Source organism: Xanthomonas sp. NCPPB 3570 (genome assembly GCF_056725115.1).
In genome coordinates this window covers 1,844,912-1,857,416 of sequence record NZ_CM161513.1, presented here as the reverse complement: position 1 = coordinate 1,857,416, position 12,505 = coordinate 1,844,912, and the positions used below count along the sequence as shown (strand labels likewise).

Sequence of the window (12,505 nt, the reverse complement as noted above, 5' to 3'; positions counted from 1 at the left end):
TTTCGCATCGCCGCGGCCCCCGTCGGAGGGGAGCCGCGGCGACCTTGCTTACCAGTTCAAACCGAACGACAGCTTGAACGTCCGCATCGGCGAGGCAAGCACGCCGCTCGGCGAACCAAACGCCGTATTCAGGTCGGCATAGGTGCCGGTGTCGGTGTTGTAGTCCGCGTAGTTGGTCCAGTTGAACAGATTGATGACATCGGCACGCACATTGAACTTGATGCCCGACCCGGTGTCCCATTCCTTGTTCGCCGCCAGGCTGAATTCCTTGTAGCCCAGCGTGGCGTCCGGCTTGTACTGGATGATATAGCACTGGTCGTTGCCCGCCAGGCAGTTGGTGCCGTAGCGCGGGGTCTGGCTGGCCAGCGACAGCTTGGCCGACAGGGTGATGTCGTACGGCAGGTCGTAGATGCCGGTGACCACCAGGCGGTTCTTCGGAATGCCGCCGGCCTCACGCCAGCCGTAGCCGGCCATCGACGGCTGGTCCAGCGCGTAATGCTCGCCGTACTGACGGTTCTCCTTCGCGTCGGAGAAGGTATAGGCCACGGTCAGGCCCCAGCCCGATTCCTTGTCGTAGGGCTTGTCCAGCTTCAGCGCCAGCTGGTTGTTGCGCGTCTTCAGGCCGTTGGTGCCGAGCACGATCGCGCTGTAGCCGTTGGGCGAGTCGGTGGGCACGCCGGAGGTGGTGCCGGGCAGGAAGAACGAACCGTCGGCACGGCGATTGCCGCGCAGGAACACGAAGCCGTCCTCGCTGACGATGCGGCTCAGGGTCACGTCCGTGTACCAGTCGTTGCCCCAGAAATGCAGCATGTTGCGCATGCCCAGGCTGAACTGGTCGGAGTACGGCACCTTGATGTTGTTGTCGATCAGGTACACCTCGCGGCCGCCGCCGGTGCCGGCGCTGGTGGAGGCGGCCAGCCCGTTCAGGCCGGCCTGGGTCGCATAGCTCGGGTCCCAGGCCACGCACGGCTGGCCGAGGCACGGCGTGTTGGCGCTGCTGAAGTAGTAGCTGTAGGAGCGGAAGTTGTTGTTGAGCTGCTCCAGCGCCAGGTAGTCGAACAGGTTGCGGTCGTAGGCGCGGCCGGCACCGCCGTAGATCACGTGCGCCTGGTCGCCGAACAGGTCGTAGGAGAAGCCCAGGCGCGGCTGCCAGGCGTCCTTGAACGCCTTGCGGTTGTTGCCGGTGCTGATGTAGTTGGCGATGTCGTAGTTGGCGTTGTCCAGGTTGCGCCAGTTCAGCAGCGCGCTGGCGACGTCGGCCGGGGTGACGAAGTCGAGGAAAGACGGGGTCTTCTCGTAGTCGTAGCGCACGCCCAGGTTCAGGGTCAGGTGCTCGTTGACCTCCCAGTCGTCCTGCAGGTAGATGCCGTACTGCTTGTTCTGCGACTGCACCGAACCGCCGTCGCCGGTGTCGCCGAAGCGCACCCGGTACGGCGTGTCGACATCGCTGAGGATGTTGTAGTAGTACTGCGGATTGGCCGGATTGATCTGGGTGGAATCGAGCTGGATGTCCTTGTACTTCACACCCATCTTGATGGTGTGGCTGCCGTGCCACTCGAGGCTGTTGAGGGTCAGGTCGTCCTGCAGGGTCCAGCCCTTCTGGCCCTTGTTCTGGAAGCTGCTGCCGGCGCCGGCGCTGAGGATGGTGGTCTCGTTGCCGGCCTGCGGCACGTAGGACAACACGTAGCCGTTGCCGTCGTTGAGCGGGGTCTGGGTCCAGAACGCGCTCTCGTAGCTCAGGTTCAGGTCGTTGAGGAAGGCCTCGCCGCTGTACTGCCAGCGCAGGTTGGCGCGCTTTTCCTTCTGCCCGTTGCTGCTGCCGTGCTGGTAGGTGGTGGTTTCACCGATGTCAGACAGCTCGTCTTCCTTGCGGTACTTGCCGGTCAGTTCGAACAGGTTGTTGTCGCCCAGGGTCCAGTCGATCTTGCCGAAGTACAGGTCTTCCTTGAACGGGGTGCTGTAGGTGGCGACCAGCGGCTGCAGCTGCGCCGGCAACTGGTCGACGCGGTCGGCGTAGATGCCGCCCGGGATCACCGTGTTCGGCGTGGTGTATTCCTTGGCCTCGTAGGCCACGAAGAAATGCGCGCGGTCCTTGAGGATCGGGCCGCTGAAGGTGGCGCCGTACTGGGTCTCGGAGAAGTCGTCGCGCTGGCCGGCCTTGCGCTCCAGCGGGCTTTCGGCGCGCCAGTCGTCGTTGGTCGTATCCCAGAAGAAGCTGCCGTGGAAATCGTTGGTGCCGGACTTGGTCGAGGCCACGATCGCCGCGCTGCTGACCTGGTCGAACTCGGCCTTGTAGTTGGAGGTGATGACCTTGTACTCGCCGATCGCCGACTGCGGGAACGGGTTGCCACGGCTGGAATCCTGGCCGCTGACGCCACCGGTCAGCACGTAGTTCTTCTGACTGATGCCGTCGATGTAGACGTTGGTGCCGTTGGCCGAGGTCGCGCCGGAGCGCACCGTGGTGTTGCCCTTGGCGTCGCGCTGGAACTGCACGCTCGGCACGCTGTCGGCCAACTCCAGGAAGTTGCGCGTGGCCTGCGGCAGCTTCTCGATCTGCACGTTGGAAATGTAGGTGGCGTTCTCCGAGGTGCGGGTTTCCACCAGCACCGGCGGCGCCTGCACCTGCACCGCGTCCAGCGTGGTCGCGCCCTGCCCGTTGGCGGTGGCCGCTTCGCCGCCCACGCCCAGATCCAGGGTGGCGGTCTGGCCGACCTGCACGGTGACGTTCTGCGAGGTGGTCTTGCCGTCGGCGGTGACGTCGATGCGATAGGAGCCCGGCGGCAGGCCGCCGACCGAGTACACGCCGTTGTTGGCCTGCACGCTGCGGCTCAGACCGGTGGCCAGGTTGGTGGCGGTGACCTGCGCGGACGCGGCCGGCGCCGAATCGACCTTGACCTGGCCGCGGATGGTGGCGCCGGTGCTTTGCGCGAACGCCGGCGCGGCGCCCAGCAGCAGGCAACTGGCGAGGGCGCAGCTCAACAGCTTGCGCGTGGGCCGGGCGGAGTGCGGGGTGTGTTGCATGTGGGGTTTTCCCTCCAGGAAGACGTGATGCTCGTTATGGGTGGTGCGTGGTGCTTCGATGGAACGAAGTGGAACAAGCGATGCGGCGCGGAACACCGCGTCGCATCAGGAACGGGCCGTGCTGGAATCGCGCACGACCAACGTAGGAACCAGGGTCTGCCGCTGCCGTTCGTCGGCGTCGGGCCGATCGATCAGTTGCAGCAGGCGATGCATCGCCTGCTCACCAAGCCCGGCGATGCTGACGCGCATGGTGGTGAGAGACGGGTGAACGAAACGCGCCAGCGGAATGTCGTCGAAGCCGGCCAGCGCGATGTCGTTGGGCACGCGCACGCCGCTCTGGGTGAAGGCGTAGAGGCAGCCGAGCGCGGTCATGTCGTTGGCGGCGAACACCGCATCGGGCAGCGTGCCGGCCTGCAGCATCGCCTGCCCCGCGCGGTATCCGGAAGCCTCGTCGAAGTCGCCCGGAAACTCCTGGCCGTGCGCCTCGCCGGAATGACGCGCGATGGCGTCGCGGAAGCCGCGCAGGCGTTCGCGCGCGTCGAAGTTCAGTTCCGGGCCGCCGATGAAGGCGATGCGGCGATGCCCCATCGCCAGCAGGTGTTCGGTCATCGCCACCGCGCCGGCATGGTCGTCGATGCTCAGCACCGGGTACTCGGTGCCCGGCAGGTGGGTGTTGATCAACACCGTCGGCAACGCCTGCGGCAGGTTGTCGGTGAGGAAGCCCGGGCGCTCGGCGTACGGCGACAGCACCAGCAGGCCGTCGACGCGGCCGCGCATCGCCCGCAGCGCCCGCCCCTGCTCTTCCGGGTCGCCGTGGTAGCTGGACACCAGCAGGTGCTGGCGGCGCGCGCGGGCGGCGCCATCGATGCCGCGGATCAGTTCGGAGAAGAATTCGCCGTACAGGTCGGGCAGCACCACCCCCAGGGTCTGGGTGCGGCGGCTGCTGAGGCTGCGCGCGGCCGCATGCGGGCTGTAGCGCAGGCGCTCGGCCACTTCCAGCACCAGGGTCCGAACCGGCGCGGCCACGTTCTCGTGGCCGTTGAGCGCACGCGACACGGTGGCCACGGAGACCCGGGCCTCGCGTGCGACATCTTTGATGGTGACCGCGCTCTTCGCCATCGTGCCGCCCTCCGCGGCAGAGACCTTGAGAAACTGGCGCGGACTGTAATCGTTTTCAGCGCGAGGCAGAAGCCTTTTGTTATTTTCCCAATAAAATCATTGTGTTTCAGACACTTGGATAATGCGAAACCGGCCCGAATCGTACCGCAGTGCAACATAATCCAGGTGCAGATTCCGGTTCTGCACGGGGTGCCCACCCCGTTTCGGCCAGCGGCACCCCACCCGCCGCGCGCGTCAGCCGCCCGTGCCCGGCACCTCGGCGCGGATCGACAGCGCATGGATATCGGTCTGCATCATCTCGCCCAGCGCCGCGTAGACGGCGCGGTGCCGGGCCAACGGCCCCATTCCGGCAAAGGCCGCACTGACCACGCGGACATTGAAATGCCCCCGGCCATCGCGCGCGCCGGCGTGGCCGGCATGACGGTGGCTGTCGTCCTCCACCTCCAGCGCCTGCGGCGCGAACGCCGCCTCCAGCGCGGCGCGGATCCGCGCCACCCGCTCGGCGCCGAGCTGGCTCATGGCAGCACCTTGCGGAACGGCCGCACCTCGACCCGCGCATAGACGCCGGCGTCGACATACGGGTCGGCCTCGGCCCAGGCCCGCGCCTCGGCCAGCGAGTCGAACGCGGCCACCACCAGGCTGCCGCTGAAGCCGGCTGGACCCGGATCCTCGGCGTCGATCGCCGGGCACGGCCCGGCCAGCAACAGCCGCCCGGCCTCCTGCAACTGGGTCAGCCGCTGCAGGTGCGCCGGCCGCGCCGCCGCCCGCCGCGGCAGCGCATCGGCCACGTCGTACCCCTCGATCACGTACCACATCGCGTCTCCGCCCTCATACCTTCTCTATGGACATGGCATTGTAGGACCTGGCCCGGCGCGGCGGCGCTGGACACCGACCCCGCCGGCGCATTACCCTTGGTCCCATTGCACGCGGCCGGATGCAGCGGCCCGTCGGTGATCGGCGACCCCAAGCCCCTTCCGACGACCGATTCGCTGCCTGACACCGCCCGCGCAGACGTCCTCCTCCGTAGGTCCCGCCGCCGCGACACGCGTGGCGTGCGTCGTGTGTCTTGTTGAAGTACCGAGCGCGTTGCGGGGACGACGCGCCCTTGAACCGCAGCACTGTCGGCAAGGAGCCGCGCCGGGTCGCGCCTGCCCGGCCCTTCGCCACCGCAACACCGATGTCCAACCGATGACTTCCGAACTCGCGCTCGACGCGAACCCGCCAACCCAGACGACCCCGCCACAGCAGCAGGAAATGCCGCTGGCGGTCGTGCATGGGCAGCCGGTGCTGCAGATCCCGCAGGATCTGTACATCCCGCCGGATGCGCTGGAAGTGATCCTGGACGCGTTCGAAGGCCCACTGGACCTGCTGCTGTACCTGATCCGCCGGCAGAACCTGGACATCCTGGACATCCCAGTCGCCGAGATCACCCGGCAGTACGTGGACTACATCAACGTGATGCAGGAGCTGCGCTTCGAACTGGCGGCCGAATACCTGGTGATGGCCGCGATCCTGGCCGAGATCAAGTCGCGGATGCTGCTGCCGCGGCCGCCGGCCGAGGACGGCGAGGAAGTGGACCCGCGCGCGGAACTGGTCCGCCGCTTGCAGGAGTACGAGCGCTTCAAGCAGGCGGCCGAAGACATCGACGCGCTGCCGCGGCAGGATCGCGACACCACCCCGGTGCACGCCCACGTGCCGGACCGTGCTGCGGTCAAGCTGCCGCCGCCGGTGGAGCTCAAGGAAATGCTGCTGGCGCTGTACGACGTGCTCAAGCGCGCCGAACTGTTCAGCGGCCACGCGATCAAGCGCGAGGCCCTGAGCGTGCGCCAGCGCATGGGCGACGTGCTGGGCCGTCTGGACGACGGCAAGTTCCACCGTTTCGAATCGCTGTTCAGTGCTGAGGAAGGCAAGCTCGGCGTGCTGGTCACCTTCCTGGCGCTGCTGGAACTGGCCAAGGAGCAGTTGCTGGACATCGTCCAGGAGCCGCTGGCGCACGTCCCCGCCGAGGCCACCGAGCGGCCGCCGATGCCACCGATCTACGTCAAGTCGCTGGCGCTGGGCAACACCAACGCGCCGCTGCAGTTCAACAGCGAGTTCGACGACAGCGACGCCGCCGACGCCACCACCTGAGTCCACCGAGAACCCGCCCCCGCATGGATCAAGCGCTGATCAACCGCATCGTCGAGGCCGCCCTGCTCGCCGCCAACCAGCCGTTGCCGCTGGCGCAGTTGCACGGCCTGTTCCCGGAGGAGGAACCCGCGCCGCCGGGCAGCATCGAGCGCGCGCTGGAACTGCTGCGCGAGGCCTGCGAGGGCCGCGGCGTGGAACTGGTGGAAGTGGCCTCCGGATTCCGCTATCAGGTGCGCAGCGACGTGCACGCCTGGGTGGCGCGGCTGTGGACCGAGCGCAAGACCCGCTACACCCGTGCCACGCTGGAGACCCTGGCGCTGATCGCCTACCGGCAGCCGATCACCCGCGGCGAGATCGAGCAGGTGCGCGGCGTGGCGGTCAGCAGCAACATCATCCAGGCGCTGGAAGAGCGCGAATGGATCCGCGTGGTCGGGCACCGCGACGTGCCGGGCAAGCCGGCGCTGTTCGGCACCACCAAGACCTTCCTGGACTATTTCGGGCTCAAGCGCCTGGACGAACTGCCGCCGCTGTCCGAACTCAAGGACATCGGCGAACTGGAACCGCAACTGCCGCTGGACCGCGACGCGCTGCCGGTCGGCGACATGGCCCAGGCCGACGCCGCGCCGGGCGACGGCGCCGATCAGGGCGACCAAGGCGACCAGGACGGCAGCACGACGCAGGCCGCGGCTGACGGGGAATCCGCCGCGCCCGGCGCGACGGCGCAGGCAGACACGGCCGCAGACGCAGATGCCGACGCAGCAGACACAAGCGACACCGCAGCACCGCACACCCCCGCGACCGACGACGCCGACGCGCCGACGGCCACGGATCCCACGACCGCCCCGACGGGCGAACCCGAAGCCGCGCCGGGAGAGCGCGCGGCGGATGCGAACGAAGCCGAAGACAACGCCGTCGCGACGACGACCGTGGCTGTTGACGATGCCGATTCCGAACCACAGGCCGACGCGCAACGCGCCGGCCGGAGCCAAGTAAATGAGTGACACCTCCCGCAAGCTGTCGTTGAACAAGCTCTCGCTCAAGCGCGACGCCGCTGCCGCCGAGCAGCCGAAACTGGAAGAACGCCTGCACAAGGTCCTGGCCCAGGCCGGGCTGGGCTCGCGCCGGGCGCTGGAACAGCGCATCGCCGACGGCCTGGTCAAGGTCAACGGCGAGGTCGCGCAGACCGGCATGTCGATCCGCAGCGGCGACAAGATCGAGCTGGACGGCCGCAGCTTCGTCGCCAGCGCGCTGACCGAGCCCTCGCGCGTGCTGATCTACAACAAGCCCGAAGGCGAAGTGACCACGCGCGAAGATCCCGAAGGCCGCCCGACCATCTTCGAGGCGCTGCCGGCGCTGAAGGGCGCGCGCTGGATCGCGATCGGCCGCCTGGACATCAACACCACCGGCCTGCTGCTGCTCACCACCGACGGCGAGCTGGCCAACGCGATGATGCACCCCTCCTACGAGATCGAGCGCGAGTACGTGGTGCGGGTGCGCGCCCCGGAAGGCGAAGAGACCGTGCCCGACAGCATGATCGAGCGGCTCTCGCGCGGCGTGCTGCTGGAGGACGGCGGCGCCAAGTTCGACGAGATCGAACGCATCGGCGGCACCGACTCGCACGACTGGTTCCGGGTGGTGGTCAAGGAAGGCCGCAACCGCGAAGTGCGGCGCCTGTGGGAATCGCAGGGCTGCCAGGTCAGCCGGCTCAAGCGCACCCGCTACGGCAAGATCGCGCTGCCGCGCGAACTGCTGCGCGGGCACTCGGTCGAGCTGGCGCAGGACAAGGTCGAGGCGCTGCGCGCCGAGCTGAAGCTGGAGGAAGGCACCCCGTCGGCGCTGACCCTGCAGCCGGTGATCGGCCAGCGCAAGGCGGCCAAGGCCACCGTGCAGGTCGGCCGCGGCGGCAACGCCTACGTCAACGGCCACAACACCGCCGACGAAGGCCGCGAGCTGCGTCGCTTCGACACCTTCCGCGAGGACCGCGGCCGCGGCCGCGGCGGCAAGAAGCCGCATGGCGGCCTGACCGTGAGCGGCGAAATGGCCGCCAAGCAATCGCAGAAGCCGTTCAAGCAGCGCACGCCGAAGGGCCCCAAGCCGCTGCCGGACGGCAACCCGGCCGCGTTCCGCACCTGGTACGTGCCCGATGGCGTCAGCACCGGCCCGACCGGCCACCGCAACGCCGGTCCAGGCGGTCGTGGCCAGGGTCAGGGACGTCCCTACGCCAAGCCGCGTCCGGCCGGTGCCGGCGCCGGTGCGGGCGCCGGCCAGGGCCGCGGTCCGGGCCAGGGCCAGCAGCGCAAGGCGCATCCCTACGGGCATCCGGGCAACGCGCCGAGCTTCCCCTCCGACCACGCCACCCCGGGCTTCAACCCCTACGGCGCCGCGCCGCGCGCCGCGCGCCCGGCCGGCGGTCAGAAGCGCGGCCCGGGTCCGGGCGGACGTCCCGGCGGCGGCAATCGCCCGGCCGGCGGCCGCCCGGGTGGCGGTGGCCGTCCCGGTGGCGGCGGCAACCGCGGTCCGCGCGGCGGCTGAGTCGCGGCGCCGGCGCATCGTGCGTCGGCGCGCACCGCACCCGACAGGGCGCCTGCGCAAGCGGCGCCCTGTTGCGTAGAAAGCGTTATCGACAGCGGGGGCCGGCGGCGCGGCCAGGCCACAGCATCCATCTCACGCACATGCGACGGCGCACATCGTGGCCGCCCGTGCACTCACGCGTCGTCAGGATCGTTCTTGCAGTTCGCAAACCCCGCGGGGACCTGCCTGGCGGTCCACGTGCCCTGAGACGCTGTCGAAACCAGCAACGCCGAGGTTGCGTTGTAGCTGGGGGCGCGTGGCTTGCCGGGCTTGGCCAATCCCGTGTCATGGAAGCACAGGCGCACGGACGTGGCATCGGCCGACAGCACCTCGAAGCGCATCATCCAGCCCTTGTCGGTCTGGAGCAGGCGCGCGCCATCGGCGGTTTTCGTGACATCCACGAAGCCATAGTCCGCGAACGTCGTCTTCCCCGGCAGGCGGCGCGGGCCGACCGAGTTGGGGAACGAGGTCAGGTCCAGATGCTGGATGACCGCGTCCGTGATGCCCGCCTGCGGCGGCGCGCTCGGGGACGAAGCGCCGAGGCCAAGCGCGGCAAGGCCAACAAGCATTCCGGGGCTCATGCGGACGATCTCGCGTGCAGAGGCAGGATCGGATGATAGGCGCCGGGAACGCCGGCACTCAATGGAGCGGGCCGTGACGGCTGCAGCCGAAGCGCCCCCCGATGGTGTCCCCGCCATGGCACGACATGCGTGTGGCGATACCAGGGCGACCGCCATCGCGCCGTTCGCCCTGCGCGGACGAAGCCGATATCCTCACGCATCCGGCGGCCGCCGCGGGTGGCCGCCCCTCACCGACCAGGAATCCCGATGACACGGAAGATGAAGATCGCCCTGCCGCTGCTGATCGCCGGCGTGCTGAGCCTCGCCGCCTGCCAGAAGGCGCAGCAGAAGGCCCAGGAAGAGATCGCCGCGGCGCAAAACCCCTACCCCGCCAGCTCGCCGCTGCACGCGCCGTTCGATCGCATGCTGCGCAAGCTGGCCAACGATCCGCGCTACGTGGCGCTGCTCAAGCAGAGCGGCCCGCAGGCGCAGCAGGCCGGGTTCCAACTGGCGCAGAACGGCATCGCGCGGCTGGACCACGCCACGCTGGAACAGCGCCTGGAGATCCTGTCGCAGGTCAGCGACAAGGTCGACGTGCCGCAGTGCGCGGTGCTGGCCCGCGGCGGCAATCCCAACGACGCGCAGGCGTTGAGCGCGGCGATGTTGTCGGGCCTGGAAAAGCTGCCGCAGGCGCAGATCGATCGCTGGTTCGACGTCTCGCTGAAGGCCACCGATGCGGAGTTGAACAAGACCCCGGCCCAGCCGGTGGCGCCGCAGCAGATCCAGGCGGCGATGGGCACCCTGGTCAAATCACTGCCTGCCGATCAGCAGCAGCGCCTGATGCGGGTATTGCCGCAAATCGCCACGGCCAACGACGAGGACGCCTGCTGGACCGCACGCACGCTGTATCGCCAGGCACTGGCGACGCCGGAACCGGTGCGCGGCCAGTTGGCCTGGGTGTTCGCGCAGCAGTAAGCGCGCAGTGCGCGCGCAGCGCGTCCTCGTCGAGGGCGCGCGTTGGCGGGTCGCATCGCACTTCCGGCACACGGCGGGCATCGGCGCGCGGCTGTGGAACCCGTTGACCTAAAAAAAATCCAGGCGCGATGCGCCTGGATTTTTTGCTTTCTTCGCCTTGTGTCGGTTCTGCCTGCGCCGCAGCGCACGCAGGACGTGGCGGCTTACCGACGGCGCTCGATCACGAAGTTGCCGACGTTGACGCCGAGGTCGACGCCCTCGCCGGTGCCGGCCAGGGCCAGCGAGATGTCGCCCTTGGTAACAACCTGCGCGGTGCTGGACTTCACCACGCCCGCATGGGCTTCGGCGGCGGCATAGGTGCCGAACAGGTCGTTGAGGCTGTAAGCGCCGCTGAAGGTGCCGCGGCCGCCGACGATCTTCGACTTGCCGACCGTCAGGCCACCGCCCTTGCTGCTGATCTTGACCGGGATCACCGCGCCGTCGTTGCAGGTGATGGTGCCGGTGCCCTTGGCGGTCTTGTAGAACACCGACCAGCCGGACAGGTTGAAGGACAGCTTGCAATCGATGTTGCCCGCGGCCTGGGCCTGCGGCGCCAGGGCGGCCGCGCCCAGCAGTGCGAGCAGAGAAAGCGACTTGATCATGTGGGCATTACCGGTGGGAGGACGAGGCGCGAGCGTAGCAACGGGAGTGTCGTGGTCGCGACAAGGCTGTCAGGGCGCCGCGGGTGCGTTCAGCAGGCATTTCCACTCGCGGCGGCACGGCCGGCCCCGGCCTGGCCGGAACACAGGCAGGAGGCGAGGCCGGGGCCAAACGTCTCTGAAATCCGTTTGCCATACCTCTGCCTGAGCGCCGTCGCTTTTGTAGGCGCGGCTTCAGCCGCGACAGGCGTAGCCAGAAGGCCGGTCGCGGCTGAAGCCGCTCCTACGACAGGCGTCCTCGGAAATAGCAAGATGAGGTTTTCGTCGTCACTGGAGCCGGAGGCTAGTCGTCCAGGCTGAAGGCGTCCGCATCGAGCATGGCCGGGAAGCGCGCGCGATGCGCCGCCAGCGCCGCGGCGGAGATGGTGGTGGTGGCGACCTGCTCGCGCTCGCGGATTTCCAGTTGCGGCTGGCCGAGGAAATCGATCACCGCGCTGTCGCCGGCGTAGTGAAGCTCGTTGCCGTCCACGCCGACGCGGTTGACCGCGGCCACGAAGCACAGGTTCTCGATCGCGCGAGCGCGCAGCAGCGTGCGCCAGGCGTAGGCGCGCGCCGACGGCCAGTTGGCGACGAACAGCTGCAGGTCGAAATCCAGCTGACCCGGGCGTTCGACGTCGTAGCGGTTGCGGCAGAACACCGGAAAGCGCAGGTCGTAGCAGACCTGCGGATTGATCCGCCAGCCCTTCCATTCCACACACAGGCGCGCGCGCCCGGCGGCATAGCGCAGGTGCTCGTTGCCGTAACGGAACAGATGCCGCTTGTCGTAATGCTGCAACGCGCCGTCCGGCGTGACCCACAGCAGGCGGTTGAACACCTTGGCCTCGCCAGCGGCGTCGGGCACGCGCAACTGCACGCTGCCGGTCACCGCCGCACCCAGCCGCGCCGCCTGCTCGCGGATCCACGCCACGGTCGGCCCGTCCATGTCCTCGGCCTGCGCCAGCGCATCGTTGGAGAAGCCGCTGGTGAAGGTCTCCGGCAGGACCACCAGATCGGTGACGCCGGCCAGCGGCGCCAGCAATTCGGCGTAATGCGCGCGGTTGCCGGCCGGATCGTGCCAGCGGGTATCGCCCTGGACCAACGAGATCCTCAGATCCTGTGCCACCTGTGTCATCCCCAACGTACTCCGATGCAGATCGTGCCGACCAGGCACAGCAGGCCCAGTGTAGGCGTTACCCATGGCAGATGGCGTACCAGGCGGTTGGCCAGCGTGCCCCGCTCCTGCGGCGTCAACAGCGCGAGGTAGCGGTCCACATAGGCCTGCCGCCGGAACGGCACCACGCTGAAATCCATCCCCACCCGCTGGCCACGATCAGCCAGACCGGTCAGCACATGCCCGTAGAACAGCGCCCCGTCGACCACCGCGCAGACCGCCGCCAGCCCAAACGTCACCCCGAAATAGATGCCTGCCACCGACATGCCCGACCCCGCCCC

The 12,505-nt window shown here is 68.6% G+C and carries 12 protein-coding genes; 4 read left to right on the top strand and 8 right to left on the bottom strand.

Translation table 11 applies throughout. From position 1 onward, the window contains the following. Nucleotides 1-48: 48 nt before the first annotated feature. The 4 genes from AC1PLR_RS08170 to AC1PLR_RS08155 all read right to left on the bottom strand — a co-directional run bounded on the left by AC1PLR_RS08170 (nucleotide 49) and on the right by AC1PLR_RS08155 (nucleotide 4,955). Nucleotides 49-3,021 (bottom strand): TonB-dependent receptor, encoded by a 2,973-nt coding sequence (locus AC1PLR_RS08170; RefSeq protein ID WP_481103228.1) that lies wholly within the window; start codon nucleotides 3,019-3,021, stop codon nucleotides 49-51. A gap of 105 nt (nucleotides 3,022-3,126) precedes the next feature. Further along, entirely contained in the window at nucleotides 3,127-4,140 is a 1,014-nt protein-coding gene (locus AC1PLR_RS08165) for a LacI family DNA-binding transcriptional regulator (protein WP_481103227.1), read from the bottom strand. A 234-nt stretch (nucleotides 4,141-4,374) separates the two neighbouring features. Next, nucleotides 4,375-4,659 (bottom strand): BolA family protein, encoded by a 285-nt coding sequence (locus AC1PLR_RS08160; RefSeq protein ID WP_481103226.1) that lies wholly within the window; start codon nucleotides 4,657-4,659, stop codon nucleotides 4,375-4,377. Further along, complete coding sequence (locus tag AC1PLR_RS08155; protein ID WP_152182035.1) at nucleotides 4,656-4,955, bottom strand: YciI family protein; 300 nt, start codon at nucleotides 4,953-4,955, stop codon at nucleotides 4,656-4,658. The genes AC1PLR_RS08160 and AC1PLR_RS08155 overlap by 4 nt, the downstream gene beginning before the upstream one ends. Nucleotides 4,956-5,328: 373 nt before the next feature. Between AC1PLR_RS08155 and AC1PLR_RS08150 the strand changes: the two genes are divergently transcribed. Genes AC1PLR_RS08150 through AC1PLR_RS08140 form a run of 3 tightly spaced genes read left to right on the top strand, consistent with a single transcriptional unit; the run spans nucleotide 5,329 to nucleotide 8,802 of the window. Further along, nucleotides 5,329-6,270 carry a segregation and condensation protein A gene (locus AC1PLR_RS08150; RefSeq protein ID WP_010342676.1) on the top strand — a complete coding sequence of 314 codons (942 nt, stop codon included), beginning with the start codon at nucleotides 5,329-5,331 and terminating at the stop codon, nucleotides 6,268-6,270. A 23-nt stretch (nucleotides 6,271-6,293) separates the two neighbouring features. Beyond that, complete coding sequence (gene scpB, locus AC1PLR_RS08145; protein WP_481103225.1) at nucleotides 6,294-7,271, top strand: SMC-Scp complex subunit ScpB; 978 nt, start codon at nucleotides 6,294-6,296, stop codon at nucleotides 7,269-7,271. After that, nucleotides 7,264-8,802 carry a pseudouridine synthase gene (locus tag AC1PLR_RS08140; RefSeq protein WP_481103224.1) on the top strand — a complete coding sequence of 513 codons (1,539 nt, stop codon included), beginning with the start codon at nucleotides 7,264-7,266 and terminating at the stop codon, nucleotides 8,800-8,802. The genes scpB and AC1PLR_RS08140 overlap by 8 nt, the downstream gene beginning before the upstream one ends. Nucleotides 8,803-8,975: 173 nt before the next feature. Here the strand turns inward: AC1PLR_RS08140 and AC1PLR_RS08135 are convergent, their stop codons facing one another. Further along, nucleotides 8,976-9,422, bottom strand: coding sequence for a pesticin immunity protein (locus AC1PLR_RS08135; RefSeq protein ID WP_481103223.1), 447 nt, complete (start codon nucleotides 9,420-9,422; stop codon nucleotides 8,976-8,978). A gap of 246 nt (nucleotides 9,423-9,668) precedes the next feature. Here AC1PLR_RS08135 and AC1PLR_RS08130 point away from each other — a divergent pair, with 246 nt between their 5' ends. After that, a complete protein-coding gene (locus tag AC1PLR_RS08130) occupies nucleotides 9,669-10,376 on the top strand; it encodes a hypothetical protein (protein WP_481069290.1) in 708 nt (235 codons plus the stop codon). Nucleotides 10,377-10,579: 203 nt separating this feature from the next. Here AC1PLR_RS08130 and AC1PLR_RS08125 read toward each other — a convergent pair whose 3' ends face one another. The 3 genes from AC1PLR_RS08125 to AC1PLR_RS08115 all read right to left on the bottom strand — a co-directional run bounded on the left by AC1PLR_RS08125 (nucleotide 10,580) and on the right by AC1PLR_RS08115 (nucleotide 12,490). Then, nucleotides 10,580-11,017, bottom strand: a complete 438-nt coding sequence (locus AC1PLR_RS08125) for a hypothetical protein (RefSeq protein WP_010343786.1) — start codon at nucleotides 11,015-11,017, stop codon at nucleotides 10,580-10,582. 340 nt (nucleotides 11,018-11,357) lie between these two features. Then, the gene (locus tag AC1PLR_RS08120; RefSeq protein ID WP_481103222.1) at nucleotides 11,358-12,185 is read right to left on the bottom strand and encodes an amidohydrolase; all 828 of its coding nucleotides are present in this window, start codon (nucleotides 12,183-12,185) and stop codon (nucleotides 11,358-11,360) included. Further along, nucleotides 12,182-12,490, bottom strand: a complete 309-nt coding sequence (locus AC1PLR_RS08115) for a hypothetical protein (RefSeq protein ID WP_010343783.1) — start codon at nucleotides 12,488-12,490, stop codon at nucleotides 12,182-12,184. The genes AC1PLR_RS08120 and AC1PLR_RS08115 overlap by 4 nt, the downstream gene beginning before the upstream one ends. Nucleotides 12,491-12,505: the final 15 nt, after the last annotated feature.